Origin of the sequence: Marinomonas shanghaiensis (genome assembly GCF_003259175.1) — a bacterium.
Classification (GTDB): Bacteria; Pseudomonadota; Gammaproteobacteria; order Pseudomonadales; family Marinomonadaceae; genus Marinomonas; species Marinomonas shanghaiensis.
Genome location: NZ_QGOK01000001.1, coordinates 1 through 16,503 on the forward strand (window position 1 = coordinate 1; position 16,503 = coordinate 16,503).

Below are 16,503 nucleotides of genomic sequence, written 5' to 3' on the forward strand. Positions count from 1 at the left end.
GACGGCCTAAAGGCCGACCTACATGTGATTGTTTTTTTACACACTGGAAAAATGTCTGAATGAAGTCGTAGGTAACGTGTTTACTTACGACTTTTTCTATTTTATGTCATACGTTAGATCAAGAAAAAGAAAAGGTAGATGATTATGCAAAGACCGCCAATAACCATTTCATCATTAGATGCTGTGAGACTTGAGAAAATACTGGATTCATTAAGCTATTCTCAATTCCCCAACAAGGATGATTTGCAAGAGGAGATTAATCGCGCCGACATTGTTGAACCACGAGAGATGCCAGACAATATTGTGACAATGAACTCGACGGTAACATTTAAAGTGGCATCATCTGGAAAAGAGTTTTCGAAAACCTTGGTGTATCCAAAAGACGCCAATGGGGCAGAAGATGTGATATCGGTTTTGGCACCAGCGGGTAGTGCGTTACTTGGTCTTAAAGAAGGTGATCAAATTGATTGGCCAAAGCCCAATGGAGAGGTGCTTTCTGTGGCTATCATTAAAGTAGATTATCAGCCTGAACGTGCGGGTGAGTTCCAGCTTTAGTGCATGTTGCTCAACCCTTGCCTTGTGAATAAAAATAACCCCTTGCCGTATCGCTTGGGGTTATTTTTTGTCTTGTTGGTTCCTACTGTTTTTCCAGAGTTTTGTCTATTCCAGTCGATTGTTGAAGACGTTCCGCAATGATAGGGGCGATGGCATTAAGCGGCTCGGAATCAAGCATGTCTTGATGTCGACATGGGATGTGGTGAGTCTCTATGGTGCCTGTTATCCTTGACGTCCAAGTGCTGGCCTGATGTTCGAGTATATTCCCCATTGAGCCGTTTGCACTGTCTTCAGCAACAAAAAACAATAGATCGGCATTTACTGTGCCGGGTTGGAAGCGGCCCGCCAATTCTAAATTGTTTTCGATAATATGTTGAACTCGGTTCATAATATCGGCTTGTTTTTTCTGCATGTCTTGCACCACAGACATGGATGAATCATCGTAATCACGCCATAACAATGAGGCTAACTCTTCCTTGTTAATGGGCAGTGTCTCTAATGTGCTGAGATCATAGCCAAGAAAGAGCAGAGCGGCTCTGACAATGTCCGCTTCGTTGTTGGGTTGCTGGTAATCTAGCTTGTATGGGTAGGTGTCTAACATACATAAAAATGACACGCTGTCATTTTCTGCTTGCAGTTTTTCAGCGATGGCATGGGCAACCAGTCCGCCAAATGACCAGCCTAATAGACGATAGGGACCTTCAGGCTGTACGCGTTTAATTTGCTGTAAGTACTCTTCTGCCATGTCTTTAATTGACGTTGGCAAACGCGCTGCGTGGCGTAATCCCGTTGCTTGTAAGCCATATACAGGGGTTGATTTGGACAGATGGCGCAGCAAACCAGCGTAGCCCCAAGCTAGCCCTAGCGCAGGGTGGATACAAAATAGCGGTGGCTCTGTGCCGTGCGATTTGATTGGTAGCATACCAATCATCGGATCCCAATCTTCGTTTTGGTTGAGATACTCGGAAAGGTCCGCAATGGTTGAGGCTTTAAATAAAACCCCTAATGGAACCTCGACTAATAAATTCTTTTGAATGTGATTCAATATTTTTGTGGCGGAGATGGAGTCGCCACCAATTTCAAAAAAGTTATCGTGAATGCCAACAAGAGTAAGGCCTAGCGTTTCGGCCCAAAGATGGGTCAGCATTTCTTCTAACTGGTTTCTGGGTGGTTCATAACGATTGGATGTTTGCCAAGTGGGTAAGGGAAGCGCCTTGCGGTCTACTTTGCCATTGGGGGTGAGTGGCATTTCATTTAGCAGCATGAAGTGCGCTGGTACCATGTAATCGGGTAGTAGATTAATGAGTTGACGACGCAGTTCGTTGGTTTCTAAGTGGTTATCCATGGGAACCACATAGGCAACCAATTGTTTGTCGCCATTGGGTGTGACTTGAGCGACGACAATGGCTTGTGTTACTTCTCTACAGCCTAATAAAGCCGATTCTATGTCGCCAATTTCAATACGGAATCCGCGGATTTTAATTTGATGGTCGTCTCGACCTTGATACTCAACAATACCATCGCTGCGCCAACGAGCTTTATCGCCAGTTGCGTACAAACGACTGCCTTTCTTGCCAAATGGGTTCGCAGTGAAGCGTTCTTTCGTTAGGTCTGGGCGCTTATAATAGCCTAACGCCAAACCGTCTCCGGCAATATATAAATCCCCTGTGACACCCACAGGAACAGGTTCCATAGCATGATCCAATATATACAGTTGGGTATTTAAAATGGGTTTGCCGATTGGCGGATGTCGAAGGTCTGCTTGTTTTGTAAGTGGCATAATGCTCGACCATATGGTGGTTTCTGTTGGACCATATAGATTGATAACAGGATGCCCGAGCTTTGCCATAGTTTGGGCCAGTTGACCGGGTAATGCTTCGCCTCCAACCAAAGGTCGGATGCCTTTTAGTTCATTGCTATAGATTGGTAAAAGCGCTTGCCAAAGAGAGGGAGTGGCCTGAAGCAGTGTCACGTTTTCTTTCACCGCGAGCGTGCTTAATGCTTGTGGATCTCGAACGGTCTTTCTATCAGCAATGACAACAGAGGCACCAACCGTCAATGGCAAAAACAATTCCAGAATAGAGATATCGAATGAAAGGGTGGTAACCGCTAAGAACTTATCTTGTTTTGTCAGATTCAGTTCTTTTTGCATAGCGTATAAAAAATTTATTAACGCATGGTGCGGAATTTCTACCCCTTTCGGTCGACCTGTCGAGCCAGATGTATAGATAACATAGGCTGGATTGTGTCCGGAAAGGGTTAGTCCTGTCGGATGCGAAACAGACGGATCTAGTGAAATATCCGTGTGCTGATCGTCGATGAGTATTATTGGCGCGACGACTTTAGGGAGTTGTGCCATAGCGTCGTGGCAGCTGAGAATGAATTTTGGGTTCGCATCTTCTACGATACTGCGCAGGCGTTCTTCGGGAAAATCGGGGTCGAGTGGTAAGTAGGCCGCGCCTGCTTTTAATGTGCCAAGTAACGCCACCAGCATGTCGGCATTGCGAGAGAGAGCAATCGCCACTAAGTCGCTGGGTTGAACTTGCTCTTTTATCAGCTTATTTGCCCAAGCATTAGACAGTGCATCTAATTCGGAATAGTTGAGCGTTTTACCCTTTGAAGCCACTGCAATGGCTGTTGGTGATGATTTTACTTGAGCATGAAAGGCCTCAATCACTGACTTTTGTGGGATAGGGTAAGCGGTATCATTCCAAGCATGAAGGATCTTATGGCGCTCTTCTTGGCTTAACAGCGTTGCTTTACTGATCGGCCCCGCTGGAGTAAGCATCATGGCGTCGATCAGGCGTGCAAATTGTGCTAGATGGTTCTCTAATTCTTGCTCAGTGTACCGTGTTGGGTTGGCATCAAATTCTATTTTTAAGCCGTTATTATCGTGTCTATCGAATATGAAGACGGTAAGGTCATCGATCAAGGCATTGCTTAAATTATGAAGGGAGGTTGAACAATCTCCGAACGCTAACTGATAGTCGAAAGGCTCGATATTAACCCCTAATGAGGCAATTTGTTGTCCTGCTGACATGAGCCCAAGTTCGCGCTTGAGATCCTCATATCGATATTGTTGATGTCTAAGGGCTTTAAGAACCACTTTAGAGACTTGTTTGATTAGCTGCTCTAATGTTATTTCGTTAGACAAGTTGAGACGGATGGGGACAGCGTTTGCCATCATGCCAGGAATACTGCGTTGTGAGCGGTTGGTTCTGGCGGTCACGGGCATGGCAAAGACCAAATCCTCAGCGCCTGTCATGCGATAAAAATAGGCGGACACCAGCGCGATTAACGTTTGCGGTAAGCTCGCTCCTAGGGATTGCGCTAACAACGCTATTTGGTTGGTGAGTGACTGGGAAAGGTGCATGTTTTTGCGTAGCAGCTTTTTGCCGTTTTCTGGTAAAACTCTTCTAGAAAGCGAGGCTGTCTCAGGCAAATTGATGAGGTTTCCCAGCCAATACTGACGGTCTTTTTTGTAACGACTGGAGGATTTATATTCTGCTTCGCTTTGCAAAAGAGTTTCTAACGGAGCAAATGGGCTTTCCCCAATGTCGTTTTGATTGAGCAACGCGTTGTATATGGCTGCGAGTCTCAAGGTCAGTAAATTACCACCAAAACCATCCAGTGCAACATGATGACAACGGTGATACCAATAATAATGTGCTTCACCAATGTGTATTAACGCGCTTAGCCACAGTCTATCATTGGGTGTGTTAAGCGGTTGCAGCATGTCTTTTGTCATCCAATCTATGGCTGCTTGGTGAGGGTTTTCTGTTGAACGAAGATCAAGGGAAGAAAAATAGCCATCGTTTGCGTTGTCTATTATTTGTATGAGCTGATCGTCTTTTTCAATGATACGTGTACGTATGCATTCAGCCTCGATGATCAACTGCCTAATAGCGGCAGAAAAGCACTTTACGTCCATATTGCCTTGTATTTCGACGTACTCAGCAATGTTAAAAGCGGTATTTTTAGGTGAGAGTTTTTGAGCTATCCATTGTCCGCGTTGGGCGGTTGAGAGAGGAAGTGACACAGTGGGAGGGAACGTCGTGTTTTTTAGGTCATAGGTACTATCTTGAGTTTTCATCATCTCTTGCTCCTGCAAAACTATAATCCGTGTAAAGTACGTGACTATTTCGTACTTATTTTTACATAAAATAACATAAACCACTTTATGATTTTAGTGTATTAATAATAATTTACATATATATGAATTTAATAGGCATAAAAAAAATTTATGAGAGGATGGGAGAAAAATATCTTATTGAGCGACTGACTAAAGTGGTGTTGCATTTTCTGAATGACGTCTGATCTGTATGAACAGCAGCGTACCCGACAGCGTACCAAAGCCAGCTAAGCCAAGCCAGATCCAGCCATGATCCACCGTGCTGGAAGACAGTAGCCAGCCTGTGCTGATGTTGCCAATAAAAGCATATAGCCCACCAATACAGGAATACAAACCATAATGACTGCCTAGTTCTTTTGGGGAGCAAAATTTAGGGACATAGGCGCCTAAAAGTGGAAATACCAGCATGGAACCGATACTGAAAACGACAGCACATAGAATAAAAGGCAGAGCAGGTAACCAAGGTGTGTTGAGAATAAGCCAAAGATAGCTTGATCCCATAATGCTCATACCTAAGCCAACACCGCGAGCTGTGCCTAGATGGGCTGCCACAAACCGACTAACGGGCATCTGCATGAGTACGCCCATAATGGAAGATGTCGCGAAGACCCAAGTAATAATACTGACGTCTTGGGTGACGACACGAATTTCATGGGGGATGGCAATGTAAAGTTGATGAAACAGCAAATGATAAACAGAGCTACATAATACGAAATGTATAAAGGTTTTGTGAGTCAGCATTTGCCCCCACTGTTTCCAAAAGGCTTGATCAGTATGGGGGCGCGTTTTTTGCGAAGCCAGTGCCGGTAAAAAGCGCCACTGAATGACGAATAAGAGACTAAATAAGCCCGCTGAGACTAGGCCTATTACGGCAAAGTCGATATAGAGAAGGGTCAAGCCAACCAATGGCCCCAATAACATTCCCGCCTCTGAGGTGATGCTTTGTAGAGCAAACACTTTGTTTCTGGCGTGCGGATCCGGATACTCTGAGGCCAAGTAGGCTTGACTGCTAGGGGTGAAAAGAGCACCAGCAAACCCTGAAAGGAAAGCGCCCAGCATTAAAATAGGAATAGTTTGGCCGATACCCAGCAAGGCAAAACCAGCGATACGGACAGCACAACCCAAAAGAATAAGACGTTTATAGCCGAGACGATCGCCAAGAGTACCGCCGACCAAAAATAAGCCTTGTTGGCTCAACACGCGAAGACCAATAATCACGCCAACGTACCAGCCACTAATGCCGATTTTATGCTCTAAATGATCTGCTAGGTAAGGCAGCAGCATGTAAAAGCCGAGGTTAAAGGTGAAGCCATTAATGACCAATACCTGTCCAGCTGGAGAGAGGAGCTGCCAATCTTTTAAAAAGTGTCTAAAAAGCATAATTAGGATGTGGCTTTATTATGGCGTGACGATTTGTTCAAGTAACGCGTCCATACGTTCTGGCTTTAATGCCACTTTAGAGCGTAAGCGCGGTGCTTTTTGTTGCAGAGCATCGAGATTGATGGCGTCACCTACTTGAATAACACCTACCATGCCCATCATTAAATGTGGTGGACAGTAATAGAGATGCACGCCTTCTTGATTCACTTGGATGGTATAAGTTTGATCTAAAGCCGATTTCCATTGGCTTTCGCCTTCTGGTACCACATAGGATTGCACATTATGTCCACTATGGCTGGGTACAAAGGTAATACTGTCGCCAAGCTGTGCATGAATGAAGGCTGGCTCGAACGTCATTCCCTCTGTTCCCGATCCGTAGTTAAGCATTTGAATTTGCCAGTCTTTGGCAAAACTTGCTGAGCTGATGCAGACGAACCAAACCACTAGCATTCCTTTAAATAACATTTCTTAATCCCTGTGCTGCTGTAGTGCGAGACGGCGAACGATGAGTCTGCGAGTTTGTTTTAGGCGGCAAAAACCCTTGTCGAATGGTTCTAACAAATGGAATGCCATATGCATCTTTGGTGACTTCAGCATTGACATCGTAGACATCTTTCACCAAAGCTGGCGTTAAAATATCGCTTGGGTGTCCACTTGCAATGACATTGCCGTCTTTTAAAACCAACAAATTGTCCGCGTACTGAGCCGCTAAATTAAGATCATGCAGAACCATTAAAGTAACCCAGCCTTGTTGCTTGGTTTCGGTATCCAGATGGTCTAATAAAACATGTTGAAAATGCAGGTCTAATGCACTGACAGGTTCATCAAGCATGAGAATTTTGGGGTTTCTCATCAGTGCTTGGGCAAATAATATCATCTGACATTGCCCGCCACTTAATCTATTTACTGGGCGATTAGCAAGGTGCAATAAACCAATTTTTTCTAGAGCGGTTAACGCTTGTTTTATCAACGCATCGTCTAGACGCAAGCTCAATGCATCGAGCTTTCCCAGTAGCACGACTTCAAGCACACTAAGTTCAATATCCAACTTAATGTCTTGGGGCATGTAACCGAATTGTTCTCGCCATTGGGAAAGGTGTTTGCGTTTCAATGTGGCGTTGTTAAAAGAAATATCACCTGACTCAGGTAAAATATCACCAAATAGGGTTTTTAACAGCGTACTTTTCCCCGTGCCATTTGGCCCTATGATGACATTCACTTTACCGGGCTCTAGGGAAAAAGACATATCCCTCGCAAGAATCAGATTATCTAATGAAACGTTCAAATTCTTAACTTGCAGCATAATTAGCGTCTCTTTCCTAGAATGAGCCAAAAGAAAAAAGGCACACCGATAATAGCCGTAACAATGCCGATCGGAAAAAGGGCACCAGGGACAATAACTTTTGATAATACTGAGGCGCTAGACAGAAGAAAAGCCCCAATTAAAAAGGACAGCGGCAAAAAGAAACGCTGGTCTTCACCGACTAAAATCTTAGCAATATTGGGGGCTACTATGCCGATAAAACCAATGATGCCAACAAAGCTGGTGACGGTTGCCGTCATGATGGCGACAATAAAAAGTGTTTTTAAACGCAATTGGCTTACGTTGACACCTAAGCTTTTTGCTCTTTCTTCACCCAAGCGCAAAGCGGTTAACTTCCAAGCGTCTTGAATTAAGGCAAATAAACACACAGATATGACACACGCCACAATGGTTAGGTTGGTCCAAGACGCTTTGGATAGACTGCCAAACAGCCAGAATAAGATTTGCTGACTCAGCTCTGGGGACGACACAAACTGAACTAATGACAATAAAGACTGGAACAGGAAGAGCAGGGCGATACCTGCGAGAATGAGTTGACCTGAGCTAATGTGTCTCATGGTGGCCAGTGCAAACAAAAATGCTGCTGCGAGCATACAGCAAATAAAGGCTCCTAATGGAACCGCAATGTTAGCGCTTAGACCTAATGAACCAACATACAGGGTGAGTGCTGCACCGAATCCTGCTGCCGCAGCCATACCTAAAGTGTAGGGGCTAGCCATTGGATTGTTTAGTAAGGTCTGCATTTCAGCGCCGCCCACCCCAAGAGAACCACCAACTATCACGGCCATAATCGCAATGGGAAGACGCAAATTGGTGACAATCACTTTGGTGGTCGAGTCTACTTCAATGGGGAAGCCCACTAAATGAAGCAGTGCATTCGCGACTTCCTTTATGTTGAGTAAGGAGGGTCCTGTGGCGATATCCAGCACAAAGGAAGCGATTAACACAATAAACAAAATGCCAATAACAGACCAGCGACGCTTTTCACTGCGTCGCTGATTTGATATCGCATCAGAAAGGAGGTCTGACTGCATAAATTCTCTATCTACTGGAACGTATTCCAATACGATATTACTCCGTAATATTGACAGTAAAGGTACCTGTAGGTGTCACTGGAAGGTACTTTTGATAAAAGTTCAAATAGTTTTGTTCTGGATTGATGTCCTTGAACAAACTTGGGTACATGGATTTTGCCATGTATTGTGCCATAGATGCGTCAAGAATGGTTCGAGAAGCGCCTTGGTAAATACCGTAGACTTGATTGTTTTCTACCGCAGGAATTTGGCTCCAGCCTGGGCGTTTGGTAAAGCCTTGGAGACGTGACGCCGCAAGTTTGCGATCAATACCTTGTCCCATTGGAAAAGCATCGCCTTTTATGCCAGACTCTGTTCCAGCAAGAAAAATCACTTCCGGTTTTGACGCCAGTACCTGTTCAGGATTCATTGGCCCCCACCACTCAACAAAAGGCGCTGCAATGTTATCACCGCCAAGCATGGTAATCATAGCGCCCCACATATTTTTTCCGTAAGTGAAGCTGTACTGTTCAGGGCCTTTATTACCAAATTCAACGTATGTTCTAGGCTTTGGTAAGTTGGCTGCTTCAATGCGCTGTAAGGTAGATTCGATGGTGTTTTTATAGTCGTCAGCAATGTCCTTGGCGCGTTTTTCTTGCCCTGTTAATTGGCCAATGATGTGCGTGCTTTTAATATGACGATCAAGGGTTTGAGCGTTATAGTCTATTACGACAATTGGAATACCCGCCTCTTCAAGACGATCGACATCCATCCCCAAACCTTTGTACTGCCAATCGGCTAGTAAAATAACGCTCGGTTTAAGGCTCAATACTTTTTCAATGGAGAAGGTCTGTGCTTCCACTTCGCCAACGTCGGGGATCTCTTTCAGAGAGGGACGATAATCCGTATAAAGAGTCCAGCTTGCTGGACGCCATCCTTCCCAAGTGTCACGAGACAAGCCAACCACATTATCAAAGGCTTTTTCTGTGCCGATTGCCATATAGTCTTCGGCATAAAAACCCAATATGACGCGTTTTGCAGGCAGATCCACTTCTACTTTTCTATCGAGTACATCATTGATTACCGTTACTTTTGCTTCTAATGAACCTGCAAAAGTTGAGAGACCTAACACAAGGGTAAGGAGTGCGCGTAGAGCCATCAAGAATATCCTTTTATTGAGAATGATTTTTGTTTGGCATCTTACTGATAGAGCGGAATTTAGCAAGTGCTTTATTAAGATTTAAGGTGTATTTAAGAATCATTATTAAAATTACGTTTGTTTTATCAAGGGTTTTAGTTTCTCACCTTAGTTGTCAGGTGATGACAAAAAATTTACACCAAGTCTTCATATGTATCAATTGCAAGTGATTATCATTAGCTTTATCATATTTTTGATAATGGTTATCATTTATGGAGACTTTATGGACAGTACTTTCCAAGACTATGCGGGCGCGTTAGCAATAAACCAATCTAAAAATGATGTTTTTTTATTCAATTCAAATGGCAATCTCGTACGCGGCAATGGTGTTAGTCAGCGGCTTTCTGTTCCGATTTTGTCGCCTGATTTTAATCAAGAAGTGCAAGCCGTCTTTAGACGGGAGCGTAATAGGGGTATAGCGAATCCTATCCTCGTTGGAGCTATCCCTTTTGATATGAGGCAGCCAACACACTTGATTGCCCCAGACTGGTCTGAGCGAATAAACGCTTTAGGCTACAGTTTGTCGCCTTTTATGGATGAAGGTTTTACGCACCGAGTTATGGAGCATCGTTTTTCGCCGGATCATAATGATTTTTTGGCAATGATAGAACAGGCCTTGTCGATTTTTGAAATGGGACACTTAAAAAAAGTGGTGTTGTCAAAAGTCCTGATATTAACCTTAGATCGGATCATTGATATTCCACGTTTGTTATCAAATATCATGGCACAAAACCCGAATGCCTATCATTTTAGTGTGCCACTTGAGCGAGACGTGTTGGTCGGTGCGAGCCCTGAACTGTTGCTTCGTAAGCAAGGTAATAAAATTTTTTCCAATCCTCTTGCAGGTTCTGCTAGGCGTTTGGATTGCCCAGATAGAGACCGTCAAGCTGCACAAACCTTGTTAGAGTCCTCAAAAGATCAGTATGAACATCGTCTTGTAGTAGAGGCCATTCGATCATCACTGTCACCACTGATTCATAACTTGCATATTCCTGATCACCCCGAATTGATATCAACACCGACCATGTGGCATCTATCAACGCAAATTGAGGCCACGCTTGCCGATATTAATCCACCTTCCTTGTTTGAATTGATTAAACACGTTCACCCAACGCCAGCGATGTGCGGTACGCCGACGTTAGAGGCTCAGCATTGTATTGAGAGTTTAGAGCCTCATCAGCGTGGTTGTTTTAGTGGCTTAGTTGGCTGGTGTGACTTCCAAGGGAACGGTGAGTGGGCCATCGCGATTCGTTGTGCGCAAGTGTCAGGAAATACAGCTACTTTGTTTGCAGGAGCGGGGGTTGTGCCTGATTCAAATCCAGAGAGTGAATGGTTAGAAACCAGCGCAAAAATGCGCACCATGCTGAATGCATTTGGAATAAAGGAAAATGTTATATGAGTATTGCTTATACACCTTGGCCTGAATCGTTTGCCAAACGATATCGGGAAAAAGGCTATTGGACGGATCGTCCACTGGTAGACTTAATTGACAATGCACCACAAGATAACATTGCGGTTATTTGTGGTGACAGGTCGTTAAGTTACCAAGAACTGTGTTCTCAATCGAAACGATTAGCCATTTATTTACAGGATCTCGGTTTGCGAACGGGTGACACGGCTTTGGTCCAGCTGCCTAATATTGCGGAGTTTTATGTGGTGTTTTTTGCGTTAATTCGCCTAGGAGTGGCGCCGGTTAATGCATTATTTAGTCACAACCGAAACGAATTAACCGCATACACCGAACAAATAACGCCCAAGATTCTTATCGCAAGTAATGAGCATGCCTTGTTTCGAGACAGCACTTTTTTTAAAGCGCTAAGTATGTCTTCAATGGCATTGCAGCATGTTTTGCTGGTTGGCCAATCAGAATGGTCAGAATCCCTTGGTGCGATTCTTCATTCGTCCACAAGTCGTGTATTAAAACCATCCCCTAGCGCGGCGGATGAGGTGGCGTTTTTTCAATTGTCCGGAGGGAGCACTGGAACGCCAAAACTTATTCCAAGAACGCATAATGATTATTTTTTTAGTGTACGTCGTAGCTCGGAAATCTGTCATTTTACCGCGGCCACAAGGTATTTGTGTGCGCTGCCCTGTGCACACAATTTTCCCATGAGCTCTCCAGGCGCTTTTGGCGCTTTTCATGTGGGTGGCTGCGTGGTTATGTCGCCAAGTCCTGATGCGAATACGTGTTTTGAATTAATCGCGCGTCATCACGTTACGGTTGCGGCTTTGGTTCCTCCGGCTTTGGCTCTGTGGTTACAGGCGGCACCGTTTCATAAAGCGGCTTTATCTTCATTGCAGTTGATGCAGGTTGGTGGGGCAAAATTAAGCGAGAGTCTTGCTCGACAAGTGCCAGATGTACTTGGCTGTCAATTACAACAAATCCTCGGTATGGCAGAAGGGTTAGTCAATTACACCAGGCTGGATGATGACATTGAGACAATAGTAACCACGCAAGGGCGTCCTATGTGCTCGCTTGACGAGGTAAAAGTGCTAAATGCAGAAGGTGATGAGGTGGCGAATGGGGAAGTTGGTGAGTTGGCGACTCGTGGCCCGTATACCATTCGTGGTTATTACAACGCGCCAGAACACAATGCCAAGGTGTTTGATAAAGAGGGCTTCTATCATTCTGGCGACTTAGTGCGTCGAAACGACAAAGGCTATTTGACTGTTGTCGGGCGTGATAAAGATCAAATCAATCGTGGTGGTGAAAAGATCGCTGCAGAAGAAATAGAAAATCTTTTATTGAAGCATGAGCTGATTATGCACAGTGCCCTTGTCTCTATGCCAGACAGCATGATGGGAGAAAAGAGCTGTGCTTTTATTGTGCCGAAAATCGCCAGTCATGGCATGAAAAGTCTCACTTTGCGTAAATATTTAAGAGGGCTGGGTGTGGCAGATTATAAAGTACCCGATCGCTTTGAGTTTATTGATTCTCTTCCCCTAACGCCCGTTGGCAAACCAAACAAGGTTGCATTGCGTGAGGTGATTCGTCAGCGCCTACAACATACTTCACAACAAAATAACATTCTATAAAAAAGGACCATTATGAGCATTCCAACGATACTTTCTTACCCTATGCCTACCTCAGATACCTTCCCTAATCAAAAAGTGAACTGGGTGTTGGAGCCAAAGCGTGCAGTATTTTTAATCCATGATATGCAGGCTTACTTTTTGCGCTTTTATGATGCCGAGTCTGATTTAATAAAAACCTTGAAACAAAACCTTGCCGCTATCAAAGCCTATTGTCGAGCCAATGATATTCCCGTTGTGTATACCGCGCAGCCCAATGACCAGAAACCGGAAGACCGTGCTTTATTAAATGATATGTGGGGAAGTGGGCTTAATGATTTTCCTGAGTTACAGCAAGTCGTCGAAGAGTTAGCGCCAGACGAAAAAGACACGGTTTTGGTAAAGTGGCGATATAGCGCTTTTCATCGTTCTAATCTTCAAGAGCTAATGCAGAGCTGGGATCGCGATCAGTTATTGATAGGTGGGGTTTATGCACACATTGGCTGCATGATTACGGCTGCTGATGCGTTCATGCGTGATATTCAGCCTTTTATGATAGGTGATGCCTTGGCGGATTTCAGTGAAGAGGAGCATCGTCAAGCACTGGTCTATACCGGCGGTCGAACGGGTAGAGTGGTGGCGACTAAAGAGGTGCTTACCGCAACGGATGTGCCTATTACAGTACTGCATTTTGAGCAGTTTAAAGCGCAAATTTTTGCATTTTTAGACGAAGAGGATTTGCAAGAATTTGATGCCGACGAAGAGCTCATTGATTATGGCCTGGACTCCATTCAAATCATGTCCTTGGTGTCGAAATGGAAGGCGCAAGGGGTTCATGTGTCATTTCAAGAGCTCGCAACGTCAGCAACGTTGAATGGCTGGTGGAATCTTATTCAAAGTAAAAGAGAGTGCGCTGCATGATCAATCCACTCGACTTTTCAGGCAAAACAGTTTGGGTAACTGGCGCTGGTAGAGGAATAGGATTAGAAGTTGCTAATCAGTTTGTCTCTCTTGGTGCCAAGGTAATTGGCTTTGATTTGTCATTTGCTAACGCGTCTTATGATTTTGATTGTGTACCGCTTGATATTAGCGATGAAAGTGCGGTTTCACACACGATTCAAAACGTGCTGTCTGATTTTCCACGATTAGATGTGCTGGTGAATGGTGCGGGAATATTGCATCTAGGGAGTCTTGAAAAGACTCGCTTTGAGGATTTCAAACACTGCTTTAACGTCAATGCGGGCGGTGCGTTTTTAATGATAAAACATACCACGCCAACGTTTAAGCGTCAGCAGGGTGGGGTGATTGTTACCATTAGCTCGAACGCTGCAAAAGTACCGCGTCAAAATATGGCGGCTTATTGCGCATCAAAAGCGGCGTTATCAGTGCTCAGTCATACCGCTGGACTAGAGCTCGCACCTTATGGCGTACGGTGTAATCTAGTGTGTCCTGGCTCCACCGATACGCCCATGCAGCGTATGTTGTGGACAAGTGATGACGCTGAGCAACACACCATCAAAGGTTTTCCAGAGCAATATAAGCTCGGTATACCCTTGGGCAAAATAGCTCAACCGAGCGATATTGCTCAAGTGGTGTTGTTTTTTGCTTGTGATATGTCGAACCATATTACCATGCAAGATGTGGTGGTGGATGGGGGAGCGACATTGAATGCTTAGTTGGAAGGATGTTTAATTAAACTAAAAAGGCGAATCAGAAATGGTTCGCCTTTTTAGTATTTGTTCTACATCTAATGAATTACATGTTGTATGTGGCACTTAAGCCAACAGTACGCGTTTGACCAACAGAAGCGCGAACGGATCGTCCGCCACTGATTTCGTAAACAATGGCTTCGTCTGTTAGATTTTTAACATACCCATCTATAGTGAGGTTGCCGTTAACGTACTGTATACGAGCGTCGGTACGGATGTAGTCGCCAGCTTTATAGTCTTCTGTATTATCTAAATCAGAGTAATACTCACCAACATGAGTGGCATCCGCTCCAAAGGACCAGTGTTCACCGATATATTGAGTAAAGCCTACGCTTAAGTTCGTTTCAGGTGCGCTGGGAAGATTATTTCCTTCAGAAGATTCATAATGATCAATTTTGCTACGTAGTAATCCAATAGAGCCACGTAACTGAAGATCATCGGTAGCCCAAGCTGTGGCTTCAACTTCTAAGCCATATGTGTGTGCCGAATCAATATTATTGATGCGATCGTTATACATGGCTTGATAATCTGAGTAGTCGTTATAGAACAAAGAGGTATTCAATGTGATACCGTTAATGAATCGACTCTTACCACTCACCTCGTAAGCAATAACTTCTTCACTGTTATAAGTATAGAACTCACGAGTCGAGTCCCATTGATAAGCTGACCCACCTGGGCTATAGCCTTTTCGTACGTTAGCTCCTAATGTTGTAGTATCTGATATTGCGTGTGTTAGGCCGATTTTTGGTAGTAGATTTGTTTCGCTATCGTCATGATCAACGTCAGTGCGGCCATCATTAACTATAAAACGGTCTGCGTCTTCTCTTTCGAGGCGAACACCGCCAATTAGATTGGTTTTTTCAGTTATTGCGTAGTTTCCTTCTCCATATAAGGCTAATGTGGTCGTTGATGTATCGTTAAAAGTGTACCAACTTTGACCCCGGTAGGTTATGTCTGTGTCAGCGTCTTTTTTGGACGCAAATAGACCAATAACGCCCGTTAGTGTAGCGTTGGGTTGGTTGAAAATAATGCGGTTTTCAATCGTGGTGGTGTCTTTTGTTATATCGAGTAGTGTCGTTCCGGGGTATTCGTCAAAGCTTACTTTGCTTTTTCCGTAAGCGACATATAAGGCGTTGCTGATGCCATTATCTAAATTGTAATCAATATCTATCGCAAATGAGTCAGTTGTAGAATCTTGTAGGCGTGTGTTGCTCCCGCTGCCTAATGTTAATAGCGCCCCAGAAAAATTATTTTCTTGATCGCTCGCCCAGCTAAGATATTCACCTTCGTACTTGTGGTGTTCAATGGACAGTTTAGCACTTAAATTTGGATTTGAAGCAGGCTTCCAGAGTAACTTTCCTCGCATATTGTAGTTTTCTGCGTCGTTTACATCGGGTCCAATATCGAGCTCATTACTTGCTTGGGCATAGTTCATCCAGCCTTCGCCTTTTGTTCCATCAAGTGCAATACGATACGCTAACTCGTCATCTATTAAGGCTCCAGAAGACATTGCTCCTAAATTATATTTTAAATTACCGTTTTCATAATGTTCGAGTCCTGCACGAACGGCGGCTTCATCGGTAAAGGTTGGGTCGTTCGTTTTTATTACCACCGCACCTGCGATTGAGCTAGTACCTTGGGTTGTAGATTGCGGCCCACGTAACACTTCTACTTGCTGTGCATCCCACACACCACTCGGTGTGAAATTATAGCCAGACCAGTCTTGCGTGCCACCATCAATAACGGTAGATATGCGTGAGCGTGCACCGGTTATTAAGGCGTAACCTCCAGAAGCAGCCCCATTACCACTCATTCCTCGAATCGCTATATTACCAAATGATGACGTAACAACGTTTGGGGCTTGCGTTGCCAGCTCTTTTACATCTTTGGTTTCGCCACTAGCAATATCCTCACCATTAATTACAGTCACAGCCGTGGTGGTTTCTTTAATATCCTTGTCCATTTTTTCACCCGTAATAACCAAAGCTGGAAGAGCTGTGGTCTCTTCAGCAAAAGTGCTCGATGAAACGCAAGCGGCATTAATACTGATTACCGCGAGGGCGATCTTTGATAAAGAGCTTGGTAATTGAGTGGATGAGTTTTTTTTAGAGAGATACATATTTTTCCTTTTTTGCATCGAAAGAGTAAAGAACCAGTTAATCTTATTGATAATAATAATG

General features: G+C 44.2%; 12 protein-coding genes. 5 read left to right on the forward strand and 7 right to left on the reverse strand.

The genetic code is table 11. The features are described 5' to 3' along the window. The first annotated feature begins 144 nt into the window (after positions 1-144). Positions 145-555, forward strand: a complete 411-nt coding sequence (gene rnk, locus DKT73_RS00005) for a nucleoside diphosphate kinase regulator (RefSeq protein WP_111636622.1) — start codon at positions 145-147, stop codon at positions 553-555. 82 nt (positions 556-637) lie between these two features. On the opposite strand, the gene DKT73_RS00010 is transcribed toward rnk, so the two are convergent. The 6 genes from DKT73_RS00010 to DKT73_RS00035 form a co-directional block, all read right to left on the reverse strand. Continuing rightward, positions 638-4,651: a non-ribosomal peptide synthetase gene (locus DKT73_RS00010; protein ID WP_111636575.1), complete on the reverse strand. Its 4,014-nt coding sequence runs from the start codon at positions 4,649-4,651 to the stop codon at positions 638-640. Between the two features lie 186 nt (positions 4,652-4,837). Further along, positions 4,838-6,067 (reverse strand): MFS transporter, encoded by a 1,230-nt coding sequence (locus DKT73_RS00015; protein WP_111636576.1) that lies wholly within the window; start codon positions 6,065-6,067, stop codon positions 4,838-4,840. 18 nt (positions 6,068-6,085) lie between these two features. Beyond that, positions 6,086-6,532: a pseudoazurin gene (locus tag DKT73_RS00020; protein WP_111636577.1), complete on the reverse strand. Its 447-nt coding sequence runs from the start codon at positions 6,530-6,532 to the stop codon at positions 6,086-6,088. Continuing rightward, the gene (locus DKT73_RS00025; RefSeq protein WP_111636578.1) at positions 6,522-7,370 is read right to left on the reverse strand and encodes an ABC transporter ATP-binding protein; all 849 of its coding nucleotides are present in this window, start codon (positions 7,368-7,370) and stop codon (positions 6,522-6,524) included. Before DKT73_RS00025 ends, DKT73_RS00020 begins: the two co-directional genes overlap by 11 nt. A 2-nt stretch (positions 7,371-7,372) precedes the next feature. Beyond that, positions 7,373-8,425 (reverse strand): FecCD family ABC transporter permease, encoded by a 1,053-nt coding sequence (locus tag DKT73_RS00030; protein ID WP_111636579.1) that lies wholly within the window; start codon positions 8,423-8,425, stop codon positions 7,373-7,375. Between the two features lie 37 nt (positions 8,426-8,462). Further along, positions 8,463-9,563, reverse strand: coding sequence for an ABC transporter substrate-binding protein (locus DKT73_RS00035; protein ID WP_111636580.1), 1,101 nt, complete (start codon positions 9,561-9,563; stop codon positions 8,463-8,465). Between the two features lie 262 nt (positions 9,564-9,825). Between DKT73_RS00035 and DKT73_RS00040 the strand changes: the two genes are divergently transcribed. From DKT73_RS00040 to dhbA, 4 genes are read left to right on the forward strand one after another with little or no spacing between them, the layout of a single operon-like run. Next, positions 9,826-11,001, forward strand: coding sequence for an isochorismate synthase (locus DKT73_RS00040; RefSeq protein WP_111636623.1), 1,176 nt, complete (start codon positions 9,826-9,828; stop codon positions 10,999-11,001). Further along, positions 10,998-12,638, forward strand: coding sequence for a (2,3-dihydroxybenzoyl)adenylate synthase (locus DKT73_RS00045; RefSeq protein ID WP_111636581.1), 1,641 nt, complete (start codon positions 10,998-11,000; stop codon positions 12,636-12,638). The genes DKT73_RS00040 and DKT73_RS00045 overlap by 4 nt, the downstream gene beginning before the upstream one ends. 12 nt (positions 12,639-12,650) lie before the next feature. Further along, positions 12,651-13,535, forward strand: coding sequence for an isochorismatase (locus DKT73_RS00050; protein ID WP_111636582.1), 885 nt, complete (start codon positions 12,651-12,653; stop codon positions 13,533-13,535). Continuing rightward, positions 13,532-14,290 carry a 2,3-dihydro-2,3-dihydroxybenzoate dehydrogenase gene (dhbA, locus tag DKT73_RS00055; RefSeq protein WP_111636583.1) on the forward strand — a complete coding sequence of 253 codons (759 nt, stop codon included), beginning with the start codon at positions 13,532-13,534 and terminating at the stop codon, positions 14,288-14,290. The genes DKT73_RS00050 and dhbA overlap by 4 nt, the downstream gene beginning before the upstream one ends. A gap of 79 nt (positions 14,291-14,369) precedes the next feature. Here the strand turns inward: dhbA and DKT73_RS00060 are convergent, their stop codons facing one another. Next, the gene (locus DKT73_RS00060; RefSeq protein WP_111636584.1) at positions 14,370-16,442 is read right to left on the reverse strand and encodes a TonB-dependent receptor; all 2,073 of its coding nucleotides are present in this window, start codon (positions 16,440-16,442) and stop codon (positions 14,370-14,372) included. Positions 16,443-16,503 lie beyond the last annotated feature (61 nt).

What these genes read in the sequence shown, in the direction of transcription:
- rnk (WP_111636622.1), top strand. Translation starts at nt 145, where the DNA reads ATGCAAAGACCGCCAATAACCATTTCATCATTAGATGCTGTGAGACTT.
- DKT73_RS00025 (WP_111636578.1), bottom strand. Translation starts at nt 7,370, where the DNA reads ATGCTGCAAGTTAAGAATTTGAACGTTTCATTAGATAATCTGATTCTT.
- DKT73_RS00030 (WP_111636579.1), bottom strand. Translation starts at nt 8,425, where the DNA reads ATGCAGTCAGACCTCCTTTCTGATGCGATATCAAATCAGCGACGCAGT.
- DKT73_RS00035 (WP_111636580.1), bottom strand. Translation starts at nt 9,563, where the DNA reads ATGGCTCTACGCGCACTCCTTACCCTTGTGTTAGGTCTCTCAACTTTT.
- DKT73_RS00040 (WP_111636623.1), top strand. Translation starts at nt 9,826, where the DNA reads ATGGACAGTACTTTCCAAGACTATGCGGGCGCGTTAGCAATAAACCAA.
- DKT73_RS00010 (WP_111636575.1), bottom strand. Translation starts at nt 4,651, where the DNA reads ATGATGAAAACTCAAGATAGTACCTATGACCTAAAAAACACGACGTTC.
- DKT73_RS00045 (WP_111636581.1), top strand. Translation starts at nt 10,998, where the DNA reads ATGAGTATTGCTTATACACCTTGGCCTGAATCGTTTGCCAAACGATAT.
- dhbA (WP_111636583.1), top strand. Translation starts at nt 13,532, where the DNA reads ATGATCAATCCACTCGACTTTTCAGGCAAAACAGTTTGGGTAACTGGC.
- DKT73_RS00020 (WP_111636577.1), bottom strand. Translation starts at nt 6,532, where the DNA reads ATGTTATTTAAAGGAATGCTAGTGGTTTGGTTCGTCTGCATCAGCTCA.
- DKT73_RS00015 (WP_111636576.1), bottom strand. Translation starts at nt 6,067, where the DNA reads ATGCTTTTTAGACACTTTTTAAAAGATTGGCAGCTCCTCTCTCCAGCT.
- DKT73_RS00050 (WP_111636582.1), top strand. Translation starts at nt 12,651, where the DNA reads ATGAGCATTCCAACGATACTTTCTTACCCTATGCCTACCTCAGATACC.
- DKT73_RS00060 (WP_111636584.1), bottom strand. Translation starts at nt 16,442, where the DNA reads ATGTATCTCTCTAAAAAAAACTCATCCACTCAATTACCAAGCTCTTTA.